The organism is Nonomuraea sp. NPDC050540 (assembly GCF_044457485.1).
In the GTDB taxonomy this organism is placed as follows: domain Bacteria; phylum Actinomycetota; class Actinomycetes; order Streptosporangiales; family Streptosporangiaceae; genus Nonomuraea.
Genome location: NZ_JBITHA010000033.1, coordinates 1 through 22,332 on the forward strand (window position 1 = coordinate 1; position 22,332 = coordinate 22,332).

The 22,332-nt window shown below is 70.7% G+C and carries 27 protein-coding genes; 14 read left to right on the top strand and 13 right to left on the bottom strand.

Going from position 1 to position 22,332, the window contains the following annotated elements:
- Positions 1 to 193: 193 nt before the first annotated feature.
- Together ACIBI5_RS52195 and ACIBI5_RS52200 are read right to left on the bottom strand one after the other, a co-directional pair.
- A complete protein-coding gene (locus ACIBI5_RS52195) occupies positions 194 to 886 on the bottom strand; it encodes a response regulator transcription factor (protein WP_184958198.1) in 693 nt (230 codons plus the stop codon).
- Positions 883 to 2,061, bottom strand: a complete 1,179-nt coding sequence (locus tag ACIBI5_RS52200; RefSeq protein ID WP_397258975.1) for a sensor histidine kinase — start codon at positions 2,059 to 2,061, stop codon at positions 883 to 885. The genes ACIBI5_RS52195 and ACIBI5_RS52200 overlap by 4 nt, the downstream gene beginning before the upstream one ends.
- A 123-nt stretch (positions 2,062 to 2,184) precedes the next feature.
- Here ACIBI5_RS52200 and phoU point away from each other — a divergent pair, with 123 nt between their 5' ends.
- The gene (gene phoU, locus ACIBI5_RS52205; RefSeq protein ID WP_397258977.1) at positions 2,185 to 2,829 is read left to right on the top strand and encodes a phosphate signaling complex protein PhoU; all 645 of its coding nucleotides are present in this window, start codon (positions 2,185 to 2,187) and stop codon (positions 2,827 to 2,829) included.
- Positions 2,830 to 2,876: 47 nt separating this feature from the next.
- Here the strand turns inward: phoU and ACIBI5_RS52210 are convergent, their stop codons facing one another.
- The 3 genes from ACIBI5_RS52210 to mshA form a co-directional block, all read right to left on the bottom strand.
- Positions 2,877 to 3,614, bottom strand: a complete 738-nt coding sequence (locus tag ACIBI5_RS52210) for a phosphoglyceromutase (RefSeq protein ID WP_379622680.1) — start codon at positions 3,612 to 3,614, stop codon at positions 2,877 to 2,879.
- Between the two features lie 10 nt (positions 3,615 to 3,624).
- Complete coding sequence (locus ACIBI5_RS52215; RefSeq protein ID WP_397259099.1) at positions 3,625 to 4,110, bottom strand: YbjN domain-containing protein; 486 nt, start codon at positions 4,108 to 4,110, stop codon at positions 3,625 to 3,627.
- A 95-nt stretch (positions 4,111 to 4,205) separates the two neighbouring features.
- On the bottom strand, positions 4,206 to 5,489 hold the full coding sequence (gene mshA, locus ACIBI5_RS52220; RefSeq protein ID WP_397258978.1) for a D-inositol-3-phosphate glycosyltransferase: 1,284 nt from the start codon (positions 5,487 to 5,489) through the stop codon (positions 4,206 to 4,208).
- A 627-nt stretch (positions 5,490 to 6,116) separates the two neighbouring features.
- On the opposite strand from mshA, the gene ACIBI5_RS52225 reads away from it, so the two are divergent.
- Together ACIBI5_RS52225 and ACIBI5_RS52230 are read left to right on the top strand one after the other, a co-directional pair.
- Complete coding sequence (locus tag ACIBI5_RS52225) at positions 6,117 to 6,860, top strand: SDR family NAD(P)-dependent oxidoreductase (protein WP_397258980.1); 744 nt, start codon at positions 6,117 to 6,119, stop codon at positions 6,858 to 6,860.
- Positions 6,853 to 7,638 (top strand): class I SAM-dependent methyltransferase, encoded by a 786-nt coding sequence (locus ACIBI5_RS52230; RefSeq protein WP_397258981.1) that lies wholly within the window; start codon positions 6,853 to 6,855, stop codon positions 7,636 to 7,638. The genes ACIBI5_RS52225 and ACIBI5_RS52230 overlap by 8 nt, the downstream gene beginning before the upstream one ends.
- 39 nt (positions 7,639 to 7,677) lie before the next feature.
- Here the strand turns inward: ACIBI5_RS52230 and ACIBI5_RS52235 are convergent, their stop codons facing one another.
- On the bottom strand, positions 7,678 to 8,202 hold the full coding sequence (locus tag ACIBI5_RS52235) for an O-acetyl-ADP-ribose deacetylase (protein ID WP_397258983.1): 525 nt from the start codon (positions 8,200 to 8,202) through the stop codon (positions 7,678 to 7,680).
- Between the two features lie 54 nt (positions 8,203 to 8,256).
- Here ACIBI5_RS52235 and ACIBI5_RS52240 point away from each other — a divergent pair, with 54 nt between their 5' ends.
- The 5 genes from ACIBI5_RS52240 to ACIBI5_RS52260 all read left to right on the top strand — a co-directional run bounded on the left by ACIBI5_RS52240 (position 8,257) and on the right by ACIBI5_RS52260 (position 10,972).
- Entirely contained in the window at positions 8,257 to 8,613 is a 357-nt protein-coding gene (locus ACIBI5_RS52240) for a BlaI/MecI/CopY family transcriptional regulator (protein WP_379622693.1), read from the top strand.
- Entirely contained in the window at positions 8,610 to 9,518 is a 909-nt protein-coding gene (locus ACIBI5_RS52245; protein WP_397258985.1) for a M56 family metallopeptidase, read from the top strand. Before ACIBI5_RS52240 ends, ACIBI5_RS52245 begins: the two co-directional genes overlap by 4 nt.
- Positions 9,519 to 9,578: 60 nt before the next feature.
- On the top strand, positions 9,579 to 10,070 hold the full coding sequence (locus ACIBI5_RS52250; protein ID WP_397258987.1) for a helix-turn-helix domain-containing protein: 492 nt from the start codon (positions 9,579 to 9,581) through the stop codon (positions 10,068 to 10,070).
- 3 nt (positions 10,071 to 10,073) lie between these two features.
- Positions 10,074 to 10,493 carry a hypothetical protein gene (locus tag ACIBI5_RS52255; RefSeq protein WP_397258989.1) on the top strand — a complete coding sequence of 140 codons (420 nt, stop codon included), beginning with the start codon at positions 10,074 to 10,076 and terminating at the stop codon, positions 10,491 to 10,493.
- Positions 10,494 to 10,603: 110 nt separating this feature from the next.
- Positions 10,604 to 10,972 (top strand): DUF2516 family protein, encoded by a 369-nt coding sequence (locus ACIBI5_RS52260; protein WP_397093272.1) that lies wholly within the window; start codon positions 10,604 to 10,606, stop codon positions 10,970 to 10,972.
- Here the strand turns inward: ACIBI5_RS52260 and ACIBI5_RS52265 are convergent.
- Positions 10,957 to 11,646, bottom strand: a complete 690-nt coding sequence (locus ACIBI5_RS52265; RefSeq protein ID WP_397258991.1) for an SGNH/GDSL hydrolase family protein — start codon at positions 11,644 to 11,646, stop codon at positions 10,957 to 10,959. The genes ACIBI5_RS52260 and ACIBI5_RS52265 overlap by 16 nt on opposite strands.
- Before the next feature lie 42 nt (positions 11,647 to 11,688).
- Between ACIBI5_RS52265 and ACIBI5_RS52270 the strand changes: the two genes are divergently transcribed.
- Positions 11,689 to 12,423 carry an alanyl-tRNA editing protein gene (locus tag ACIBI5_RS52270; RefSeq protein WP_397258993.1) on the top strand — a complete coding sequence of 245 codons (735 nt, stop codon included), beginning with the start codon at positions 11,689 to 11,691 and terminating at the stop codon, positions 12,421 to 12,423.
- 2 nt (positions 12,424 to 12,425) lie between these two features.
- Here ACIBI5_RS52270 and ACIBI5_RS52275 read toward each other — a convergent pair whose 3' ends face one another.
- The 3 genes from ACIBI5_RS52275 to ACIBI5_RS52285 are packed head-to-tail and all read right to left on the bottom strand — an operon-like array spanning position 12,426 to position 14,049.
- On the bottom strand, positions 12,426 to 12,635 hold the full coding sequence (locus tag ACIBI5_RS52275; protein WP_397258995.1) for a helix-turn-helix domain-containing protein: 210 nt from the start codon (positions 12,633 to 12,635) through the stop codon (positions 12,426 to 12,428).
- Position 12,636: 1 nt separating this feature from the next.
- Positions 12,637 to 13,113: a hypothetical protein gene (locus ACIBI5_RS52280; protein ID WP_397258997.1), complete on the bottom strand. Its 477-nt coding sequence runs from the start codon at positions 13,111 to 13,113 to the stop codon at positions 12,637 to 12,639.
- A 27-nt stretch (positions 13,114 to 13,140) separates the two neighbouring features.
- Positions 13,141 to 14,049, bottom strand: a complete 909-nt coding sequence (locus ACIBI5_RS52285; RefSeq protein WP_397258999.1) for a TetR/AcrR family transcriptional regulator C-terminal domain-containing protein — start codon at positions 14,047 to 14,049, stop codon at positions 13,141 to 13,143.
- 111 nt (positions 14,050 to 14,160) lie between these two features.
- On the opposite strand from ACIBI5_RS52285, the gene ACIBI5_RS52290 reads away from it, so the two are divergent.
- Entirely contained in the window at positions 14,161 to 15,243 is a 1,083-nt protein-coding gene (locus ACIBI5_RS52290) for an FAD-dependent monooxygenase (RefSeq protein ID WP_397259001.1), read from the top strand.
- Here ACIBI5_RS52290 and ligD read toward each other — a convergent pair.
- On the bottom strand, positions 15,233 to 16,138 hold the full coding sequence (ligD, locus tag ACIBI5_RS52295; RefSeq protein WP_397259003.1) for a non-homologous end-joining DNA ligase: 906 nt from the start codon (positions 16,136 to 16,138) through the stop codon (positions 15,233 to 15,235). The genes ACIBI5_RS52290 and ligD overlap by 11 nt on opposite strands.
- A 60-nt stretch (positions 16,139 to 16,198) precedes the next feature.
- On the opposite strand from ligD, the gene ACIBI5_RS52300 reads away from it, so the two are divergent.
- From ACIBI5_RS52300 to ACIBI5_RS52310, 3 genes are read left to right on the top strand one after another with little or no spacing between them, the layout of a single operon-like run.
- The gene (locus ACIBI5_RS52300; RefSeq protein WP_397259005.1) at positions 16,199 to 17,809 is read left to right on the top strand and encodes a DUF2207 domain-containing protein; all 1,611 of its coding nucleotides are present in this window, start codon (positions 16,199 to 16,201) and stop codon (positions 17,807 to 17,809) included.
- Positions 17,806 to 18,750, top strand: coding sequence for an RNA polymerase subunit sigma-70 (locus tag ACIBI5_RS52305; protein ID WP_397259007.1), 945 nt, complete (start codon positions 17,806 to 17,808; stop codon positions 18,748 to 18,750). The genes ACIBI5_RS52300 and ACIBI5_RS52305 overlap by 4 nt, the downstream gene beginning before the upstream one ends.
- Positions 18,743 to 19,837: a serine hydrolase domain-containing protein gene (locus ACIBI5_RS52310; protein WP_397259009.1), complete on the top strand. Its 1,095-nt coding sequence runs from the start codon at positions 18,743 to 18,745 to the stop codon at positions 19,835 to 19,837. The genes ACIBI5_RS52305 and ACIBI5_RS52310 overlap by 8 nt, the downstream gene beginning before the upstream one ends.
- Here ACIBI5_RS52310 and ACIBI5_RS52315 read toward each other — a convergent pair.
- The gene (locus ACIBI5_RS52315) at positions 19,832 to 20,452 is read right to left on the bottom strand and encodes a response regulator transcription factor (protein WP_184958235.1); all 621 of its coding nucleotides are present in this window, start codon (positions 20,450 to 20,452) and stop codon (positions 19,832 to 19,834) included. The genes ACIBI5_RS52310 and ACIBI5_RS52315 overlap by 6 nt on opposite strands.
- Positions 20,449 to 21,489: a sensor histidine kinase gene (locus ACIBI5_RS52320; protein ID WP_397259011.1), complete on the bottom strand. Its 1,041-nt coding sequence runs from the start codon at positions 21,487 to 21,489 to the stop codon at positions 20,449 to 20,451. The genes ACIBI5_RS52315 and ACIBI5_RS52320 overlap by 4 nt, the downstream gene beginning before the upstream one ends.
- Positions 21,490 to 21,667: 178 nt before the next feature.
- Between ACIBI5_RS52320 and ACIBI5_RS52325 the strand changes: the two genes are divergently transcribed.
- Complete coding sequence (locus ACIBI5_RS52325) at positions 21,668 to 22,174, top strand: heme-binding protein (protein WP_397259013.1); 507 nt, start codon at positions 21,668 to 21,670, stop codon at positions 22,172 to 22,174.
- Positions 22,175 to 22,332 lie beyond the last annotated feature (158 nt).

Below are 22,332 nucleotides of genomic sequence, written 5' to 3' on the forward strand. Positions count from 1 at the left end.
CCGCTACGCTGGCCACGAGGTCTCCGGTATGTGGTGCTTCTTGGTCGTTGGACCATTTACCGGAGACCTCGTCGTATGTCGATCACTTCCATGCGACCAGCCTCAAGGCCTTTTGAAACACGCCTTAGAAGCCTTCTTCTCCGGTACGGCGGGCGGCCCGCCGTACCGGAGAAAGCGAGCGCGGGAAGGCCGGTCACTCCTCCACGGCGTCGAACTTGTAGCCGAGACCGCGCACCGTGAGGATGCAGCGAGGGTTGGACGGATCGGCCTCGATCTTGGCGCGCAGCCGCTTCACGTGGACGTCGAGCGTCTTGGTGTCACCCACGTAGTCGGCGCCCCACACCCGGTCGATGAGCTGGCCACGCGTCAGGACGCGGCCGGCGTTGCGGAGCAGCACCTCAAGTAGCTCGAACTCCTTCAGCGGCAACTGGACCTGCTCTCCGCGGACCGCGACCACGTGCCGGTCGACGTCCATGCGGACCGGGCCGACGGCCAGGACGGCGCTCTCCAGCTCCTCCACGACGTCACCCTGGCGGCGCAGAACCGCCCGGATGCGGGCGACCAGCTCACGGGAGGAAAAGGGCTTGGTGACGTAGTCGTCGGCGCCCAGCTCCAGCCCCACCACCTTGTCGATCTCACTGTCCTTGGCGGTCAGCATGATGACCGGGACCTTGGAGCGCTGGCGCAGCGAGCGGCAGACCTCGGTGCCGGGCAGTCCGGGGAGCATCAGGTCGAGCAGGACCAGGTCGGCGCCGTTGCGGTCGAAGGTGTCCAGTGCTTCGGGGCCGGTCGCGGCGACGGAGACCTCGAAGCCCTCCTTGCGGAGCATGTACGAAAGGGCGTCGGAGAACGACTCCTCATCCTCCACTACGAGAACTCGGGTCATTGGACTGCCTCCAGGGGAATCGAAGGTGGTACGGCTACCGCCGTCCCGCCGAACGCGGGCAGGCGGAGGGTGAACGTCGAGCCGGAGCCTTCCTTGCTCCACACGGACACCTCGCCCGCGTGGGCGACGGCGACGTGCTTGACGATGGCCAGGCCCAGGCCGGTGCCGCCGGTCGCGCGGGAGCGGGCGGCGTCGACGCGGAAGAAGCGCTCGAAGATGCGCTCCAGCGCCTCTTCGGGGATGCCGATGCCCTGGTCGCTCACGCTGATCTCGACGGAGTCGCCGGCCGGCCTGACGCTGACGACGACCCTGGTGTGCTCGGGGCTGTAGGCGATGGCGTTGGAGATGAGGTTGCGCAGGGCGGTGACGAGAAGTTCGTCGTCGCCCCAGATGCGCAGCCCTTCCGTGCCGCCGGAGACGAGGGTGATGTCCTTGGCGACGGCCTTGGTGTTGCAGTGGTCGATGGCGTCGTTGACGGCCTCGTCGATGGCGACCTGGCCGGGGGTGGGGATGGGTTCCGCGCCCTGGATCCTGCTGAGCGTGATCAGGTCCTGGACGAGGTAGGTGAGCCGGGCCGCCTCGTGCTGCATGCGGCCGGAGAACCGGGTGACGGCCTCGGGGTCGTCGGCGGCGTCCTGAATGGTCTCGGCCAGCAGGCTGAGCGCGCCGACGGGGGTCTTGAGCTCGTGACTGACGTTGGCGACGAAGTCGCGGCGCACCGCCTCGACCCGCCGGCGTTCCGTCTGGTCCTCGGCCAGCACCAGCACCTGTCCGTGAGAGCCCAGCGGCGCCACGCGTACCGCGAAGCAGGTGATCTCCTGGCCGAACTTGTGGCCGGCCACGTCGATCTCGCTCTCCCGGATCTCGCCGTCGCGGCGGACCTGGCGGGCGAGCGCGAGGAGTTCGGCGGCCATCAGGCGGTCGCCCTTGACCAGCCCGAACGCGCGGGCGGCCGAGCTGGCGCGCAGCACCCGGTCGTGGGCGTCGAGGACGACGGCGGAGGAGGGCAGCACCGCGAGGACCGAGGCGACGCCCTGTGGCAGGGCACCGGTCTCGGTGTCTTCGGTGTCCTCGTCTCTGGCGCGCGTCTCGATCTGGTTGCGATAGAAGAGGACGGCCACGGCTCCCACAACGAAGCCGGCCAGGGCCGCGAAGCTCAGGGCCATCTCACTCATGTCTTCGATGGTAGGTGGCCCAGGAGACGTAACAGACCCTCTACCTGCGGATGAACGGTCCTTTCCCGGAAAGTTCACCTTGCGGTCGGGGTTCGTTCACAGATCTACACGTACCGTGACGACATGCGCGACGCGTACCATGAAGAACTCGACTCCCTCACGGACAAACTGGTGGAAATGACCAGGCTTGTCCGGTCCGCCATCTCGCGGGCCACCACCGCCCTCCTCGACGCAGACCTGCAGCTGGCCGAGAGCGTCATCTCCCGTGACGAGGAGGTGAACAGGATCTTCGCGGAGATCGAGACCAGCATCTTCGAGCTGATGGCACGGCAGCAGCCCGTCGCCGTCGACCTCCGCATGGTGATCACCGCACTGCGCATGGGCACCGACCTGGAACGCATGGGCGACCTGGCCGGGCACGTGGCCAAGGTCGCGCGCCTGCGCCACCCGGACTCTGCCGTACCGCCGGAGATGCGCGCGACCATCCTGGAGATGGGCCAGATCGCGGAGAACCTCATCACCAAGGCCGGCAGCTCCGTCGCCTCGCGCGACGTGGAGTCGGCGCTGGAGCTCGAGCAGGACGACGACGCGATGGACCGGCTGCACCGGCGGCTGTTCCGCAAGATCCTGTCCAAGGACTGGGCGCACGGCGTGGAGCCCGCGATCGACATAACGCTGATCGGCCGCTACTACGAGCGCTACGCCGACCATTCGGTACGGGTCGCCCGCGACGTCGTCTACCTCGTCACCGGTTCCCGGCCCGGCTAGGAACCATATCGGGGCTACCCGGCTCGACGGGTAGCCCCTTGGACGGTTCAGCGGCCCTGGTTGGCCACGGCCTCGATGGCGGCCTTCGCCGCGTCCGGGTCGAGGTAGGTGCTCTTGACCGGCCTGTAGTCGGCGTCCAGGTCGTACACCAGAGGGATGCCGGTCGGGATGTTCAGCCCCGCGATGTCGGCGTCGGAGATGCCGTCGAGGTGCTTGACGAGCGCGCGCAGCGAGTTGCCGTGCGCGGCCACCAGCACGGTACGGCCCGCCGCCAGGTCCGGCACGATCTCGTCGTACCAGTACGGCAGCATGCGATCCACCACGTCCTTCAGGCACTCGGTACGCGGCCGCAGCTCGTCCGGCAGCTGGGCGTAGCGGGCGTCGCCGGCCTGCGAGAACTCGTCGTCGTCGGCGATCGGCGGCGGCGGGGTGTCGTAGGAGCGGCGCCACAGCATGAACTGCTCCTCGCCGAACTCCTCGCGCGTCTGCGCCTTGTTCTTGCCCTGCAGCGCGCCGTAGTGGCGCTCGTTCAGCCGCCAGGAACGCTTGACCGGCAGCCACGCCAGCCCGGCCGCGCCCAGCGCGAGCTGCGCGGTCTGGATGGCCCGGACGAGCAGGCTCGTGTGGACCACGTCCGGCAGCACGCCGGCCTCGGTCAGGAGGCGTCCGCCGCGCCCGGCCTCCTCTTCGCCCTTGGCCGAAAGGCTCACGTCCACCCAGCCGGTGAACAGCCCCTTAGCGTTCCAATCGCTCTCGCCATGCCGTAGCAGTACCAATGTCGCCATGGCGACAATCTTAGGAGCCGGGGTCGGCGAAGTGGGCGAACGCCTGGAGGTTCTTGAGCGACTCGCCCCGCTTGACCCGCCACTCCCACTCGCGCTTGATGGTCGAGGCGAAGCCGAGTTCGAGTGCCTTGTTGAACCAGTCGTCGGAGTAGGTCAGGACGCAGCCGAGCAGCCGGTCGATCTCCGGCTCACTGACGGCGTCGAGGGGGATCCGGCCGACGAGGTAGACGTCGCCCACGGGGTCCAGGGCGAAGTGCACGCCGTACATGCCGCCGTTCTTCGACAGCAGGAAGCGGTAGAACTCGGCGTGGTTCTCGTCGGGCTGACGGCAGAAGAACGCCTCCACCAGCATGGCCTGGTCGCCGACGACGAACCAGGTGACGGTGGCGAGCTTGCGCTTGCCGGGCAGGGTGACCACGAACGCGCCCGGCCGTTCCTCCTCGAAGGGCAACTCGGCGGCCTTCAGCGCCGCCTCCACAACCTCGCGCGCGTCCATCAGGTCACTCACCCTCCTCATTCGCTACGCGGACCGCTCCCTCCGGTCGCGGGCCGCTTCGCTCACTGCGTCGGGTTCGCTCCCGCCCCCACACCCTACGAGTTGACGGCTACAGGCATCCGGTGGAGGTGGGCCATCGCGCCCGCGTACACCTCCATGAGGCGCGAGGCGGTGGACTGCCAGCCGAAGGCGGCGGCGTGGGCGCGCGCGCCGGACGCGAGGCCGTCGCGCCAGCGTGGCGCGGTCACGAAGCGCCGCAGCGCCAGCGCCCAGTCGTGCGGGTCGTGCCCGTCGACGAGCAGTCCGGACACCTCATCGCGTACGGCGGTGCGCAACCCGCCCACCGAGGCCGCGGCCACCGGGGTGCCGCAAGCCTGGGACTCCAGGGCGACGAGGCCGAACGACTCGCTGTAGGAGGGCACCACGGTCACGTCGGCGGCGCGGTACCAGTCGGCCAGCTCCTCCTGCGGAGCCGGCGGCACGAGGCGGACCACGTCGGCGATCCCCAGCTCGGCGGCCAGGTCGACGAGGACGCCCGGGCGGGCCAGGCCGTTGCCCGACGGGCCGCCGACGCAGGCCACCACGAGGCGCTCGCGCAGCGACGGGTCCTCGATCAACATGCGGGCCGCGGCGCGCAGGAGCACGTCGGGGGCCTTGAGCGGCTGGATCCTGCCCACGAACAGCAGCAGGTGCGCGTCCTGCCGCACCCCCAGCCTGCGCCGGGAGGCGCCCTGGGAGGCGGGCTGGAAGACGGTGAGGTTGACGCCCGGGTTGACGACGGCCACGCGGTCGTCGGGCGCGCCGTACAGGTCCTTGAGCTCGCGCGCCTCGTCGAAGGTGTTGGCGACCAGGCGGTCGGCGACCTCCACCACCTGCTCCTCGCCCAGCACGCGGGCGGGCGGCTCGGGGCGGTCGCCGGCGGCGAGCAGGAGGTTCTTGACCTTGGCCATCGTGTGCATGGTGTGGACGAGCGGCACGCCCCAGCGTTCCTTGGCCAGCCAGCCGACCTGGCCGGACAGCCAGTAGTGGGAGTGGATGACGTCGTAGCGGCCCGGGTCGTACATGGCCTCGGTCCGCAGCACGCCCGACAGGAACGCGCAGAGCTGGCCGGGCATGTCGGCGCGATCCAGTTCCTCGTACGGCCCGGCCGTCACGTGCCTGACCGAGACGCCCGGCGCGATCTCCGCCACCGGAGGCAGGGCGCTGCCGGTCTGCCGGGTGAAGATCTCCACCTCGACGCCCAGCTCCGCCAGTCGTTTGGCGGATTCGACGATGTAGACGTTCATCCCACCCGCGTCACCGGTGCCCGGCTGGTCCAGGGGGGATGTGTGCATGCTGATGGTCGCCACGCGGTTGACCCGTCGACGCCTCAACGTCACCACCTCCAACCTGGCTACAACCAGGAGGACCTAAGCCGCATTCCCGACAAACACCGACAACACCACATCCAGGCCAAACCCAGGGGCACCCCTGCTCCCCCTTGAGAACCCCCACCCCAAACCCACCCGAACCCCGCCGCCTCCCGACGCCCGGCCCCACCCTCGGGAAGCCACATGCCAAGCAGCCCACACCCCGCGACATGGCACACCCCGTGGCAGGTGAGGCGTGGCAGGTGAGGTGTGGAGCGCAGCCCGCGGAGCGCGGCCCACGGCCCGCGGGCACCGGGGCGCGGGGTGCGAGGTGCGGGGTGCGGGGTGCGGGGTGCGACCCGTGGGCCCCACCCGTCGGGCGCCGCCATCGGTCTCGACGCCGCATCGGGCGGCGGACACCCCCACCCGCTCCCGGGGCACCGCGCGGACGCCGCTTGCCGCATCCGGAGGAGCCCGCGTCCGGGCCGCCTCTCAGGGAGGGGCCGGAGCGGGATGCCGGCTCTCGGGGTCGCGCCGTGCCGTCCCTGGGCTCCCGGAGTCCGGAGGGCACCGGGTCACGGGAGGGAGGCGGGGCGGGGCAGGGGTGGGAGTTCTGGGGCCGGGTGGGGGGTGGGGGTGCGTGGAAGGATGGGTGGCATGACGAAGACGGCAGTGGTGACCGGTGCGAGCAGCGGCATCGGGGCGGCGACCGCGCGGCGGCTGGCCGCGGAGGGGTACGAGGTCGTGGCGGGCGCCAGGCGGCTCGACCGGCTGGAGAAGCTGGCCGCCGAGGTCCCCGGCATCCGGGCGCTGGAGCTGGATGTCACCTCCGGCCCTTCCGTGGACGCCTTCGTGGCCGGGCTGGAGCGCTGCGACGTGCTGGTCAACAACGCGGGCGGCGCGCTCGGAACGGAGAGCGTGGCCGAGGCTCGGCTGGAGGACTGGCAGAACATGTACGACACCAACGTCCTCGGCTCGCTCCGGGTGACGCAGGCGATCCTGCCGAAGCTGGTCGAGTCCGGTGACGGGGTGCTGGTCATGCTGACGTCCACCGCCGGGCTGGTCTCCTACGAGGGCGGCGGCGGCTACTGCGCGGCCAAGCACGCCCAGACGGCCATGGTCGAGACCCTCCGCCTGGAACTGGTCGGCAGCCCGGTGCGCGTCGTCGAGATCGCGCCGGGGATGGTGCGGTCGGAGGGGTTCGCGGTGACCAGGTTCCGGGGCGACTCGGAGGCCGCCGCCCGCGTGTACGCCGGTGTGCCCGACCCTCTTTCCTCCGACGACGTGGCCGACGCCATCGCCTGGTGCGTCACCCGTCCCGCGCACGTGAACGTCGACCGCCTCGTCATCCGCCCCCGCGCCCAGGCGGCCCAGCACAAGGTGCACCGCGTAAGTGCGTAGGCCGGTCGGGGAGATCACCAGAGGGACGACCGGGTTCAACCGGCTGCGCAGGGCCGATCGCTGGCTGGCCGCCGTGCACGGCAACGTCCTGCGCGCCGCCGCCCGCCCGCTGGTGGTCGATCTCGGCTATGGGGCCTCGCACACGACGACGCTGGAGCTGTTCACCCGGTTGCGCAGGATCCGCCCCGACGTCGAGGTGATCGGCATCGAGATCGATCCGGCGCGGGTGGCGCTGGCGAGGCCGTACGAGCGCGAGGGGTTGTCCTTCCGGCTGGGCGGCTTCGAGCTGCCGGTCCCGCGCCCGCCGGACGTGGTGCGCGCCTTCAACGTCCTTCGCCAGTACGGCGAGGCCGACGCGTGGCACTACTGGCAGGAGCTGTGCGCCAAGCTCGCGACCGGCGGCATGCTGGTGGAGGGCACCTGTTCGGAGGTCGGGCACCGGGCGGTCTGGGTGGGCCTGGACAGGAACGGCCCGCGGACGCTGACGTTCTCGGCCAGGTTCGACGCCTTCGAGCGGCCCTCCGACCTGGCCGACCGGCTGCCCAAGACGCTCATCCACCGCAACGTGCCCGGTGAGCGCATTCACGCCTTGCTCAAGGACTGGGACCACGCCTGGGCGGTCAGCGCCCCGTTCGGCGCGCACGGCCTGCGTCAGCGCTGGCTGGCGGCGGTGGAGACGCTGGGTGCCACCTGGCCCGTCCCCCAGCATGCGCCTCTGGGCGGACGGACCAGGTGGCGGCTGGGGGAGCTGACCATCCCCTGGTCCGCCACTGGCTGATCTTCCCCAGCCCCTCCTCACTCGACAAGTCGTGAGATGTCACGATTTCCTGGCAAATTTCATAATCAAGTCGTTGAAGGTGGTGTAAGCGGCGGCGTCGAAGAGCACGAACCGCACCTCCACCACCGACGTCTCCGCAGCCGAGACGGTTTCCAGGGCGATCCTCGCGGCGTCGGCCATCGGCCAGCCGAAGATGCCCGTGGAGATCGCCGGGAACGCGACCGTACGCGCGCCGAGCTCGTCGGCCACCCGAAGCGACTCGCGGTGGCACGAGGCCAGCAGCGCCGAGCGGTCCTCCCCCGGCGCGTACACGGGCCCGACCGTGTGGATGACCCAGCGGGCCGGCAGCCGTCCCGCGGTCGTGGCGACGGCCTGGCCGGTGGGCAGCCCGCCCCCGTAGTGGGAGGCGCGCAGCCGCCGGCACTCCTCCAGGATCTCGGGACCACCCCGCCGATGGATGGCGCCGTCCACTCCGCCGCCGCCCAGGAGCGAGGAGTTCGCGGCGTTCACCACGGCGTCGACCTCCTGCGTGGTGACATCTCCCTGTACCAGAGTGATGTCCATCTCACCGGCCTCCCGAATGGCTGCTCGACAACCTGTAGTACTACGCTGGAGCGTGTGAAGGGTCTTGGCGAGCTAGAGCGCAGCATCATGGACATCCTCTGGGCGCAGAGCAGCCCGCTGACAGCCCGCGAGGTCGGCCGGCTCATCGCCGAACGCGATCTCGCCCCCACCACGGTCATGACCGTTCTCGACCGTCTTACCCGCAAGGGCTTCCTTGAGCGCATCCGCGACGGGCGCGCGTGGCGTTACGAACCGGCGGAAAGCCGCGACACGTACATCGCCGAGCTTATGCTGGAGGCTCTGGAAATGACGGGCGACCGTTCGGCCGCCCTGACCCGCTTCGCTCAGGCGGTCCCCGCCTCCGAGGCGGAGATCCTGCGCAAGGCCCTTACGGAGCTGGAGGACGAGTGATCACCGCCGCCGCGCTGGCTGCGCTCGCGACCGCGTGCGCGCTCGGCGCTTGGCGTTTCACCTCCGCGCGCTGGACCTACCGCGCGCCCCGCGTGGCCATCGTCCTGTGGCAGGCGCTCGGGCTGGCCTGGGGGCTGGCGACCACGGGCTCGATGCTGGCGTACGCCGTCCAGCCCTATGACCGCGGGCTCCTGCACGGGCTGATCGCCGTCGCCCAGGGCCGCGAGCCGGTGGAGCCTTGGGACGGGCCGCATCTGTTCGCGCTGGTCGCGGGGCTGACCGCGCTGGCCGTACTCGTGGCCGTGACACTGACCGCGGCCGCGCAGGCCCTGCGCGCCCGCCGCCGTCACCGCACGCTGCTGGCGCTCATCGCGCGCGACGACCCGTTCGTGCCGGGCGTGCGCGTGCTCGACCACCCCGGCGCCGCCGCCTATTGCGTGCCCGGCCTGCGCTCGCAGGTCGTGATCAGCGCGGGCGCGATGGAACTGCTGTCCGACGACGAGCTGACCGCCGTGCTCGCCCACGAGGCCGCGCACGTACGCGAGCGCCACGACCTGGTGCTGCTGCCGTTCGGCGCGCTGCGCCGCGTGCTGCCCTGGTCGAAGGTCGTGCGCGACGCTCAGGCCCAGGTCGAGCTGCTGGTGGAGATGGCCGCCGACGACCGTGCCCGCCGCTACTGCTCCCCCCGCCGTCTCGCCACCGCCCTCCTGCGCTTCGGTACGGCCGGCGCCATGCCCACCCCGCACGGCATGCTGGGCAGCGTGACCGCCGCCAACGTCATGGCCCGCGTGAACCGCCTGGTCAAGCCCGATCCCGAGCTGAAGCCCCACTTCCGCTACGGCTACCTCGGCCTGTCGGCCGCACTGCTGGTCTCCGCCGCCAGCCTCTGGGTGATCCCGCTCTGAGTGCTTGCATCTGCTAGCCCCGCGTTTGCAATAGCAAGCACTTTGGGGCAGACTACACGCATGGCACTACCCAAGGTCGGCTCGATCGGCGAGTACATCCGCGAGCAGCGGCAGCAGGCGAGAATCTCGCTGCGCCAGCTTGCCGCCGCGGCGGGGGTCTCCAACCCCTACCTCAGCCAGATCGAGCGCGGGCTGCGCAAGCCGAGCGCGGAGATCCTCAACCAGATCGCCAAGGGTCTCCACATCTCGGCGCAGGCGCTCTACGTGCAGGCGGGCCTCATCGAGGACAAAGAGCCGCCGAGCGACGTCGAAGCGGCGATCCGGGCCGACACGCACATCACCGGGCGGCAACGCCAGGTGCTCATCGATATCTATGAGTCGTTTCGCAAGGAGAACCACGCCGGGGACGAGCAGACCTCCCAGAATGCCCATCCCCAGCGTGACCCGGAATCGGACGACGAACCGCTGCCCGAGGATTTTCTCGCCGCCCTGGAGCCCTTCGCGGCGAACCCCGGCAACGGAACCGTCACCCAGGAAACCAAGGAAGGTTAACCCATGACGCTTGCAACCGAGGTCAAGAAGCTGACCGAGTCCAAGCCGTTCTACGCGGTCGCCGGCGCCGGAGACTACGCGGTGGAGAAGCTGCGTGAGCTGCCCGAGCAGTTGCAGAAGCTGCAGGCCCGCCGCACCGAGATCGCCAAGGACCTGCCCGAGCGGGCCCGTGAGCTCTCCGGCAAGGCCGAGGGCTTCGCCAAGGACTTTCCGGAGAAGGCCCGCGCCTACGCCGGTGAGCTCGGCCACAAGGCCACCGAGGTCTACGAGGAGTTCGCCAGCCGCGGCCGCAAGGTCGTCAGCAAGGTCAGCGGCGAGGCCGCGCTGGAGCTGGAGGAGGTCTCCGAGGCCGCCGAGCCGGCTGCCGCCGCCCCCGTCACTCCCGCCAAGAAGACCACCCGTACCCCCAAGGCCAAGGCCTGAGCGTGCGGCGCGATGAGCCCGTCCCGTTCCGGGGCGGGCTCTTTCGTTGCCCGCGTGCCCGAGTTGCGCACTAGGCTGGGCCCGACAACGCAGCCTGGGGCGGAGCCAACATGAGCATGATCAACGGCGTTCTCAACCTTCTTTTCCTGGTGCTGGCCACGGGCATCTTCGGCATGTCGGTCTATGCGCTGATCCACGCGGTGCGGGTGACGCCGAACGCCTTCGTCTCGGCCGGCAAGCTGCAGAAGAACCTGTGGCTGCTGATCCTCGGCCTGGCGACCCTGTTCTCGGCAGCCGGGGCCTGGTCCTACTTCAACGCCTTCATGGTGGTCGGCGGGGCCGCGTTCATCGGCATCGGCCTGGGCATCTTCTCGATCCTCGCGGTGATCGCGGCCACGGTGTACATCGTGGACGTCAAGCCCGCCGTGAAGGGCATGGGCGGCAGGGGCGGCAACAACGGCCCCTACGGCCCCTGGTGAACCACCGCCGGTCCCAGCGCCGCCGACAGCCACCGGGCCAGGCGGGCGTGGCCGGCGAAGGTGGGGTGCACGCCGTCAGGGAGCAGGACCTCTGAGCGGCGGCCGGTGACCCAGCGTTGCTTCAGCGGGTCCAGGAACATGACGCCCTCGCGGGCGGCGACCTCGGCCAGGGCGTCGCGCACGGCGTAGGCCTTGGGCGGGGCGTCGGCCAGCCAGATCGGGCCGACCATGACGACGCGGGTCTCCGGCCAGCGTGCGCGCGCGGTCCAGAGGAGTGTGGCGGCGGCCCGCCGTACACCCAGGGTGGGCCAGCGGCGGTCGTTGTGGCCGCCGGAGATGACGAGCAGGTCGGGGGCGGGGCGCCAGGAGAGCTCGGCGTCGAAGGAGTCCTGGAAGCTGCGGCCGACGCGGCCCTTGTTGATGTAGCCGGTGCCGCCCGCGCCGGCGATCACGGGCTGCCAGCCGAGCAGGCGGGCGGTCTCGGTGGCGTAGGAGCTCCAGGTGGGGACGGGGCCGGAGCCGACGGTGAAGCTGTCGCCGACGAACATGAGCACCGGCGCGGACTTCTGCTGAACCGGGGTCGGGTCCGGGCCCGCGGTCTCACCCGCCGCACTGCCACATCCGGAACAAAACGCCATCATCAGGGCGGCCGGTGCGATCAACTGTCGATGCATCAGGCCGCGCATGACCACCTCATGGGCTCTAAGCTGCCGGACATGAGCTCCGACCTCTACGGGCGCACTGAGCGTCTCGAGCTGTCCGACCAGAACCTGCGCGAATTCGAGGCTGTCGTGCTGGACTCGACGCCCGACGGGATCGTGTTGAGCAGGTCGGCATTCTATCCAGGCGGCGGCGGTCAGCCGGCGGATCACGGAGTTCTGCTCTGGCTGGGCGTGGAAACCCGGATCGCCGGGGTGCGCAAAGGCGACGATCTTCACCTGATCCCGGCCGAGGGCGATCCGGTGCCCCCGGTGGGCACGGTGGTGCGCGCCGCGGTGGCCGACGAACGGCGTTCCGCGCTGATGCGCACGCACTCGGGGCTGCACGTGCTGTGCGGGGTGGTCTTCCGCGACTACGGCTCGCTGGTCACGGGCGGGAACATGGAGCCGTTCACCGCGCGCATGGACTTCAACCTCCCCGAGGTCCCGCCGGGCTTCAAGGAGGCGGTCGAGGACGCCTGCAACGCCGAGGTCTCCGCCGACCGGCGCATCGACATCCGGGTGCTGCCGCGCAAGGAGGCGTTCGACATCCCCGACATCATCCGCACCGCCACCAACCTCGTCCCGGAAGAGGTCGAGGAGGTACGCATCGTGGACATCGTGGGCCTCGACACCCAGGCCGACGGCGGCACCCACGTGGGCTCCACCGCCCAGATCGGCCGGATCAAGGTCACCAAGATCGAGAGCAAGGGCAAGGGCTTCCGCCGCCTGCGCATCGCGATCTCCGACTGACCTCACGCCTCCGGGACGTAGGACAGCAGGTCGCCCGGCTGGCACTCCAGCGCCGCGCACAGGCGGACCAGCGTGGAGAACCTGATGGCCTTGGCGTGGCCGTTCTTGAGTATCGACAGGTTGACGACGGTGATCTCCACGCGGTGCGACAGCTCGGTGAGCGTCATCTCGCGCTCTTTGAGCACCTCGTCGAGTCGGATGCGGATCGGCATGTCAGATGGTGGCCTCGACCTCTTGGAGCAGGGCCAGGCCCCGGCGGACGATCTCCGCGATGCCCAGGGCCGCCGCACCGGCCACGACACCGATCAGGCCGCCGCCGGGAAGCGGCTGGAACATGAAGCTCTCGGCGAGCAACGTGGACGACAGTAGCGTCTTGGCCAGCCAGCCGAGGAACGCGGTGGCGATCGATCCGGCGATGAGGACCCAGCCGAGCGTGCGCAGGTGGCCGGCGACCGCGGGCGAGGGGCCCACGTGCCGCACCGTGACCTCGGCGCCGGAGCCCACGTAGGCTGCCCCCTCGGCCAGCATGCCGGCGGGCAGGGTGCCGGGGACGTTGAGGTTGACCCCGATGCCGCCGGCCGTGCCGCCGAACGCCATGACGGCCGCCTGGACCAGCACCGCCAAGGCGCCCAGGCAGCCCAGGACGAAGCCGAAGCTGAACGTGATCTCGAGTCTGGCGATCCATCGCATAACGATTATCGTAAATAACGAAAGTCGTTATGTCGAGGGTTCGATGAGGGTCGCCAGGCCGTTCAGGAGCGGGGTCAGGCCGAACTCGAAGAAGGCGTCCAGGTCGAGGTCGTAGTCGTCGCCCAGCCCGGCGACGACGGCGGCGAAGTGCGGGTAGGCGCCGGAGGCCCGCAACTCCTCCAGGCCGGGCCCCTGCGCGTCCATCCACTCGTCGTCGCCCATGCCGGTCGCCGCGTCCTGCTGGGCTTCCCGCTCCAGGTGTACGGCCACGCCCTGCACGTAGTTGTAGATGAGCACATGGATGTTCTGCCTGGTCAGGGCGTCGAGCCCGTAGCCGTCCAGGGAGGCCAGGGCGTATTCGGCGTGCCGCATCAGGTGGGGCAGGATCAGCGGCCGGGTCAGCGCGGTGACGTGCGGCAGCCAGGGATGGCGGCGGTACAGGGACCACAGGCCGCGCGCCGACAGCTCGAAGCGGGCCCGCCAGCCCTCGGGCAGCGGCTCAGGGTAGTCGAACTCGCCATAGGCGGCGTCGGCCATCAGCCGCACCAGGTCCTCCTTGCCGCCCACGTGGCGGTAGAGGGACATGGTGGCGGCGCCGGTCTTGGCGGCGATGCCGCGCATGGACAGGGCGGCCAGGCCCTCGGCGTCGGCGATCTCGATGGCGATCCTCACGATCCGCTCGCGGGTGAGGTCGGAGGGGGTGGGCGGGCGGTCCCGGGCGGGGCCGGCGCCGGCGACGGTGCTGCCGACGCGGGGCTCGGACGTGATCACGCCCTCCTGGGCCAGAAGGGTCAGCGCCTTGGCCGCCGTGGCCAGCGCGACGTTCCAGTCACGGGCCAGGCCGCGAGTGGACGGGACCTTGTCACCCGGCTTCAGCTCGCCTTCTGCGACGCGCCGCTTGATGTCGGCCACGATCCGAATGTAGGGCGGGGTCATGGGGCCTCCTGTTCTAGTACAGAAGTTAGCAGAAACGCCTGTTGCATGAGCTGTGCGTACTGTGTACATTCAGCTTGCGTACAGCGTCAACTACTGAATGGGAGCACCATCGTGAACGTCCTCGTCTCCGGCGCGAGCATCGGCGGCACGATCCTGGCCTACTGGCTGCGCGAGCGCGGGGCCCGGGTCACCCTCGTCGAGCGGGCCCCGGCGCCGCGCGGCGGCGGGCAGGCCATCGACATCCGCGGCGCGGCGCTGACCGTCGCCGAACGCATGGGCGTCCTGGAGGCGGCCAAGGCGCTCAAGACCGAGATGCTCGGCATGTCCGTCGTGGACGGGAACGGCGACGAGGTCATGCGCTCGGAGGAGTCGACCTTCAGCGGCGGCCGCCTGGACAGCCCGGACGTCGAGATCATGCGAGAGGACCTGATGGGGCTGCTCCTGGGCGCCGTCGAGGGCGTGGAGATCCTGTGGGGCGACTCGATCGCCTCGCTCGGCGACGACGGCTCCGCCGTACACGTGAGATTCGAGAAGAACGCGCCGCGCACCTTCGACTGGGTGGTCGGCGCGGACGGCCTGCACTCCAACACCCGCGGGCTCCTGTTCGGCGAGGAGGAGCAGTTCGTGGAGCATCTCGGCATGTACCTCGGCCTGTTCCGCGCCGAGAACTTCCTCGACCTCGACCGCTGGCAGGTGTGGCACCGCGAGGGGGCGGCCGGGTTCGGCCTGTACCCGGCCAGGGGCAACGGCGAGCTGGTGGTGAACATGGGCTTCGAGTCGGGGCCGATCGCCTACGACCACCGCGACACCGAGCGGCAGAAGCGGCTGGTCGCGGCGGCCTGCGCGGACCTGCGCTGGGTCGCGCCCAAGCTGCTGGAGGCGATGTGGGCGGCCGGCGACTTCTACTTCGACGCGATGGCGCAGGTCCACCTGCCCACATGGCACAAGGGCAGGGTCGCGCTCGTGGGGGACGCCGCCTACTGCGCCTCGGTGAAGTCGGGGCAGGGGACGAGCCTGGCCATGGTCGGCGCGTACGTGCTGGCCGAGGAGATGGCAGCGGGCGGCGGGTTCGGGCGCTACCAGGAGCGGATGCGCGAGTTCGTCGCGCTCAACCAGGCGCTGGCCAAGGAGAACCCGGCCGGGCCCGCCCCGGACGAGAGCGTGCGGCGCGCGGCCGACGCGATCACTCTGTGAGACCGCGCCACGTGGGGTGGCGCAGGACGCCGTCCCTGGTCCAGCCGGCGTACTCCACCTCGCCGGCCAGCTGGGGCTCCACCCAGTGGGCCGGCTCGGGGGCCACCCCCGCGAACGGCGAGGCCGGGCGGGCCAGCGGCGCCATGCGGGCCGCGAGGTCGCGCAGCATGTGCTCGGTGAAGCCGGTGCCCACGTGACCCACGTACCGCAGGCCGCCGGCCGAGGGCACCCCCACCAGCAATGACCCGATCATCCCCGACCGGCGGCCCTCACCCGGCTTCCAGCCCCCGACCAGCACGTCCAGCATCAGCGTGTTCTTGACCTTGATCCACAGCTCGCTGCGCCGTCCCGGCAGGTAGGGCGAGTCGAGCCGCTTGCACACGATGCCCTCCAGACCGTGCTCGCGGGCCACGCCCATGACCACGCGGGCGCTGCCGGGAAACGACGGCGGCACCCGCACCCGTCCCCGATCCAGGGCGAGCTCCTCCAGCAGCGCCCGCCGCCGCTCGTACGGCAGCCGCAACGTCGAACGCCCGTCCAGGTGCAGCACGTCGAACGCGTGGTACATGACCGGCACCGTGGCCAGCAGCGACCGGCTCGGCGACCGGACGTGCATGCGCGACTGGAGCCGCCCGAAGTCCGGCGCTCCCGACGAGTCGAGCGCGACGACCTCGCCGTCGAGCACCATGCTCCGCTCACCGGCCAGGTCCGCGCGGAGCTCCGGATAGGCGCCGGTCACCTCGCGGTCGTTGCGCGAGAGCAGGCGTACCTCACCGTCGAGCAGGTAGGCGACGGCGCGTACCCCGTCCCACTTGAACTCGGCGGCCCAGGCCGCTTCCTGCGCGGCGACGGGCAGCTCCCCGCTGACCGCCAGCATCGGCCTGATCAGCATCATTCCCCCTGGTCAGAGGCATACCCCTGCCAGACATAGGGCGAACCGATACGATTTGCCGCCATGACCGGAATCAGGCTGACGCTGGCCTTGCTGGGCGCCGCCGCCCTGACACTGACCGCGGTGCCCGCATGGGCGAGCGCGGCCGCCGCGCCGATCACCGACCAGGTCAGCCTGGAACTGCGCAAGGACGGTGTGCTCCAGGTCAGCGAGAAGATCGGCGGCACGGGCGAGGTCAAGCGGACCTTCCTCACCAGGACCCGCTACGACGACGGCAACGACCGCGTCTACCAGATCGCCAACGTCAAGGGCGGCCAGCTCGCCGGTGACGTGCTCACCGTCAAGGCCCCCGCGACCGTCACCTACGAGGTGAAGGGCGCTGTCACGCCGTCCGGCGGCGTGGAGGAGCTGCGCTGGTTCGCGGTCAACGGCTGGAACGTCCCGGTCTCCAAGGCCACGGTGAAGGTCACCGGCGCCGGCATGGTGCAGAACCTGTCGTGCTTCGCCGGCGAGCTGACCTCGGCCATCGGCTGCACCAGTGCCTCCATGGACCACGGGGCCACGCAGGCCGACTTCGAGCAGGAGAACCTCGCGCCCGGCGAGGCCCTCACCGTCGTGGTCGGCTACCCCAAGGGCACCAGCTCCGGCGCCCCCATCCTGGAGCGGCGCTTCTCGCTGGCGGCCGCGTTCACGCTCAACGGGATCACCGGTGGCGCCCTGGCCGCGCTGCTGGTGCTGATGCTGGGCGGGATCGGGCTCCTGTACTGGACACGGGGGCGGGACGCGCGGATCGCCGGCCAGGAGACCGCCGTCGACCCCGTGCAGAACGGGCACTTCTCGCCGCCGGACGGGGTGCGTCCCGGTCAGATCGGCACGCTCGTGGACGAGCAGGCCGACGTGGTCGACGTGACCGCGACGATCGTGGACCTGGCGGTGCGCGGATACCTGCGGATCGACGAGCAGTCCAGGCAGGCCTACGACGCGCCGGACTGGACGCTGGTCAGGCTGCCAAGCGCGCCGGTCGAGGCCTTGCTGCCGTACGAGAAGGCGTTGTACGACGCGGTGTTCGAGGGCCGGGACGCCGTCCTGTTGTCGGAGTTGTCCGGATCCTTCGCGAAAAATCTCGGGAAAGTGCGGGATGAGCTGTACGCGGATGTCGTGCGGCAGGGGTGGTTCGCCCGGCGGCCCGACACCGAGCGCACGCGCTGGACCACGGCCGGCTTCGTCCTCATCGGCGCCGGGATCCTCGCCACGGTGGGGCTGGCCTGGTTCACCACCTATGGGCTGCTGGGCCTGGCCCTGATCATCGCGGGGGCGGCGCTGGCGGTGGGCGGGCAGTTCATGCCGGCCAAGACCGCGAAGGGGTCGGCCGCTCTGGCGCACACGCTGGGCTTCCGGCAGTACCTCTTCTCCGGCGAGCTGGAAAATGTCCCCGAGCAGCACCGAGTCGAGCTTTTTTCGCGATATTTGCCCTACGCCGTGATTTTTGATGGCGTGGAGCATTGGTCGCGCGTGGTGGCCTCGGTCACCGGCAACGGCCACCAGGCCGACAACCTGTACTGGTACCACGGGCCGGCCGAATGGGACCTGTCCAAGTTCGCCGGGTCGATGCGTACCTTCACCACGACCACGTCCGGCGCGATCTCCGCCACCCGGCAGCTGCGCTCGTTGTGAACGCCGAGGAGCTGGAGCGCCATCGCAGGGAACTGCACGTTCACTGCTACCGGATGCTCGGCTCCTTCCACGAGGCCGAGGACCTGGTCCAGGAGACGTTCCTGCGCGCCTGGCGCAAGCGGGACGAGCCGCCGGACAACCTGAAGGCGTGGCTGTACAAGATCGCCACGAACGCCTGCCTCGACTTCCTGCGCGCCAACCCCCGGCGGCCGGAGCCGCTCGACACGCCCATGGCGGCCGACGCGGGGATGCCGTGGCCGGTCTCCACCCACGTGCCCTGGATCAGCCCCTACCCGGACAACCTGCTCGACTCCGTCATCGAGCGCGAGACGATCGAGCTGGCCTTCCTCGTGGCGATCCAGCACCTGCCCGCCAAGCAGCGGGCCGTCGTCATCCTGCGCGACGTGCTCGGCTGGTCGGCGCCGGAGACCGCCGCGGCGCTCGACACGACCGTTACCGCGGTCAAGAGCGCCCTGCAGCGTGCCCGGCCGGTGCTGCGCGAGCACCTGCCCGCCCAGCGCATGAGCTCGGGCAGCGCCGACGAACTGGCCGTGGTGCGCACGTACATTCACGCGCTCGAACAGGGCGACCCCTCGGTCCTGCCCGCGCTGCTCGCATCGGACGTCTGGCAGACCATGCCGCCCACGCCGGGGTGGATCCTCGGCCGCGAGGCGTTCGTCTCCTCGTGGGGCCCGCAGATGTCCGGCGAGGCCTCGTGGGGCGACTGGCGTGTGCTGCCCGCCCGGGTCAACCGCCAGCCCGCGATCGCCGCGTACCTGCGCCGGCCGGGCGAGGAGGTCTTCTCGGCGTCCTGGCTCGGCGTCTTCCGCATGGAAGGGCCGCTGATCAGCGAGATCACCACCTTCGACCACGAACTTTTCCCGGAGATGGGTCTGCCCGATTCCTTTTCCGGCGATGCCTCGTCATATGGGCATGACTGATCTGCAGAAGAACGTTCAGGCCACGATCGACGAGCTCGTGGAGACCGGGGTGGAGCGCGGCGTCCAGGTCGCCGTGTACCGAGGGGGCGAGCTCGTCGTGGACGCGGTCGCGGGTCTCGCCGACCCCGCCACCGGCCGCCCGATGACCTCGGACACCCCGGTCTACGTGACCTCCACCGGCAAGGGCATGATCGCCACGGTCGTGCACCTGCTGGCCGAGCAGGGCGTGATCGCCTACGACACGCCGATCGCGGAGTACTGGCCCGCGTTCGCCGCCCATGGCAAGGAGCGGGCCACCGTACGGCATGCCCTCAGCTACCGGGCGGGCGTGCCCGGCGTGCCCGTGGACACCACGCCGGCCGACATCGCGAACTGGGACAAGATGTGCGCGGCCGTCGCCGACGAGAAGCCCTGGTGGGAGCCGGGCACCACGATCGGCTACCACCCGCAGTCCTGGATGTACCTCATGGGGGAGATCGTCCGGCGGACGTCCGGCAAGACCGTCTCCCAGATCCTGCGCGAGCAGGTCGCGCTGCCGCTGGGCGTCGCGGACGAGCTCTTCCTGGCCGTGCCCCCCGCCGAACTGCCGCGCCTGGCCGTCATCGAGGACCCCGAGGGCCCGCCGATGGAGCTGACACCGGAGATGACGGCGCAGATCCCGTTCTTCCGCGTCGTGGACGGCTACACCGCCGCGCCGATGGCGGCCCTGCCCGACGCCGCCTTCAGCAACCGTCCCGACGTCCTGACCAGCGACGCCGGCGCCACGGCCACCGCCAGGGGCCTGGCCCGCATGTACGACGCCCTGCTCAACGGCCTGATCCCGGCCGCGCGGCTGGCCGAGGCCACCTCGGTGCAGGCCAGCGGGACCGACGAGGTCGTCGGCATGCAGGCGACCTGGGGGCTCGGGTACTCCGTCGGGCTGACCCAGGTGCTCGACCGCCCCACCTACTTCGGCATGGGCGGCAGCGGCGGCACCGCGGCCTTCGCCGACAAGGCCACCGGGCTCTCGATCGGGATCACCAAGAACCGCATCGGCGCCGGTGACCCGTTCGGCACGGTGGACAGGATCGGGCAGGTGATCCTATAGACGGATGTGGCCGAGCTCGACGGCCTTGCTGACGGCTGCGGTCCTGGTGTCGACGCCGAGCTTGCCGTACACGTGATTGAGGTGGGTCTTGACCGTCGCCTCGGTGATGAACAGGGCCTTGGCGATCTCCTTGTTGCCCGCCCCGCGGGCCAGGAGTTCCAGGATCTCGATCTCTCGGGTGGTCAGCGCCGGGCCGGGGTCGCGCATGCGGCGCATCATGCGGGTCGCCACCCTGGGTGAGAGTGCCGTCTCGCCCCTGGCGGCGGCCCTGATCGCCTGGAACAGCTCGTCCGGCGGGCAGGCCTTGAGCACGTAGCCGGTGGCGCCCGCGTCGATGGCGCGCACGATGTCGGCGTCGGTCTCATACGTCGTCAGGACCAGCACCTGCGGCGCGTCGTCGAGCGCGCGCACCTTCCTGGTCGCCGCGACGCCGTCGGGGCCGTCGCCGAGTTGCAGGTCCATGAGCACCACGTCGGGCCGGCGCAGGGCGATCAGCCGGAGCGCGTCGTCGGCGTTCTCCGCCTCGCCCACGATCTCCATGTCGGCCTCGCCGCCGACCAGCGCGGCGATGCCCGCCCTGACCACCGGATGGTCGTCGACCAGGAACAGCTTCATACCGGAATCCTCGCAGCCACCGCCGTGCCCTCCCCCGGCGCGCTCTCCACCGTCAGCGTGCCGCCCACCTCCGCGACCCGGTCGCGCATGGCCCGCAGACCGTACCCGCGCCCCGGGCGGGTCACGGCCATCGTCTGGTCGAAGCCCACCCCGTCGTCGTACACGTCCAGCGTCACCTCGTCGTCGAGATAGGCGAGCGTCACGATCACCCGGCTCGCGCGGGCGTGCTCGCGCGCGTTCGCCACCGCTCCCTGAGCCACTCTCAGCAGTACGGCCTGCGTCCCGTCGGCCAGCGGGAACTCCGTGCCCTCCAGCCGGAACTCCGCGCCCAGCGCCGTCAGCGCCTCGGGCAGCGACCGCACGGCCAGCGGCGCGGGCCCGAGGTCGCGGACGAACCGGCGGGCCTCGTCGAGGTTCTCCCCCGCCGCCTCGATCGCCGTCCTGACGTAGGAACGGGCCTGCGCGGGGTCGGACTCCCAGACCCGCTCGGCCGCCTGCAGCAGCATGCGCTGGCTGGTCAGGCCCTGGGCGAGGGTGTCGTGGATCTCTCGCGAGAGGCGCTCGCGCTCCTGCATGATTCCCGCCTTCCTCAGCTCCCAGAAGATCACGATGGTCATGGCCGCCACGGCGATCGGCGCCAGCACCAGGCTGGGGTCGAACCGGTCGGACAGGCTGATCTGCGCCACGATCACCGCGACGGTCAGCACGGCCGCGGCGACCAGCGTCATCCGCAACGACAGCAGCCGCAGGCACAGATACAGCAGCGGGATCGCGCACCAGGCGAACGACGGCGCCAGCTCCACCAGCACCAGCCAGCACCCGAGGACCACCGCCAGCCAGACCAGCCGGCCCCTGCGGCCCAGGCGCTCCCACAGCAGAACGCCGCCCGCGTACACGAGCGCCAGCAGGCCGGCGTCGGCCAGGGCCGCGACGGTCGTGAGGTCCATCGCGTGGCGTACCACCAGGCGGGAGGCGGAGGCGGCCAGCAACAGGAAGAAGCCGGCGTGCATCGCCCGGTTGAGCCAGATCCGCTCCATCTCACCCCCTCGCCGTGGTGCGAGCGTAGGCGGGGCCCCCGGCGCCCGCATCAACCGATCGGTTGACCCGCCCCTCGACCGATTCTCTCCCACGCATCGACCGCTCTCCCGATGGCGTGGCCGGTTCGTCCCGGCAGTCTGGAACTCGTCGAACCGACCACTGACCTGGAGGAACACCATGAAGCTCCGCACCCGCTTCGCCGCCGCCTCGCTCGCCGCCCTCGCCGTCGCCGGTGGCGTCACCAGCACCGCCGCGCAGGCCGCCGCGCCGGACGCGCCCGCGGTCGTCCAGACCAACGTGCTGTCGGCCGACGCCGCCCTCAAGATCGCCGACGCGGTGCAGAAGGAGGCGGCCAAGCAGAAGCAGCGCGTGACCGTGGCCATCGTGGACCGCTCGGGCGCCACCCGCCTCATCCTCAAGGGCGACGGGGCCGGGCCGCAGACGGAGGAGTCGGCCAAGCGCAAGGCGTTCACCGCGGTGTCCTTCGGCCAGCCGACCAGCGCCCTGGCCAAGAACCAGGCTCTGGCCGCCATTCCCGGCACTCTGCTGCTGGCCGGCGGCGTCCCGGTCGCCTCGGGCGGCGCGCCGATCGCCGGGATCGGCGTGGGCGGCGCGCCCAGCGGCGACATCGACGAGGCCATCGCCCAGGCCGGTCTCAAGGCCGTCCAGGGCCGACTGGGCTGATGCCGCCGACCCCTTTCGCGGGATATATCCCGTTCTGTCCAAAAAGGTGAAAAAGGGAGAGAGGATGGGGGCGTGGGTGGGGTTGGCAGGCGCGGGCTGCTGCTCGCGGGTCTAGGGCTCGTGGCGGCGGCCTGTGGTGGAGGCGATGGCCGGGCGGT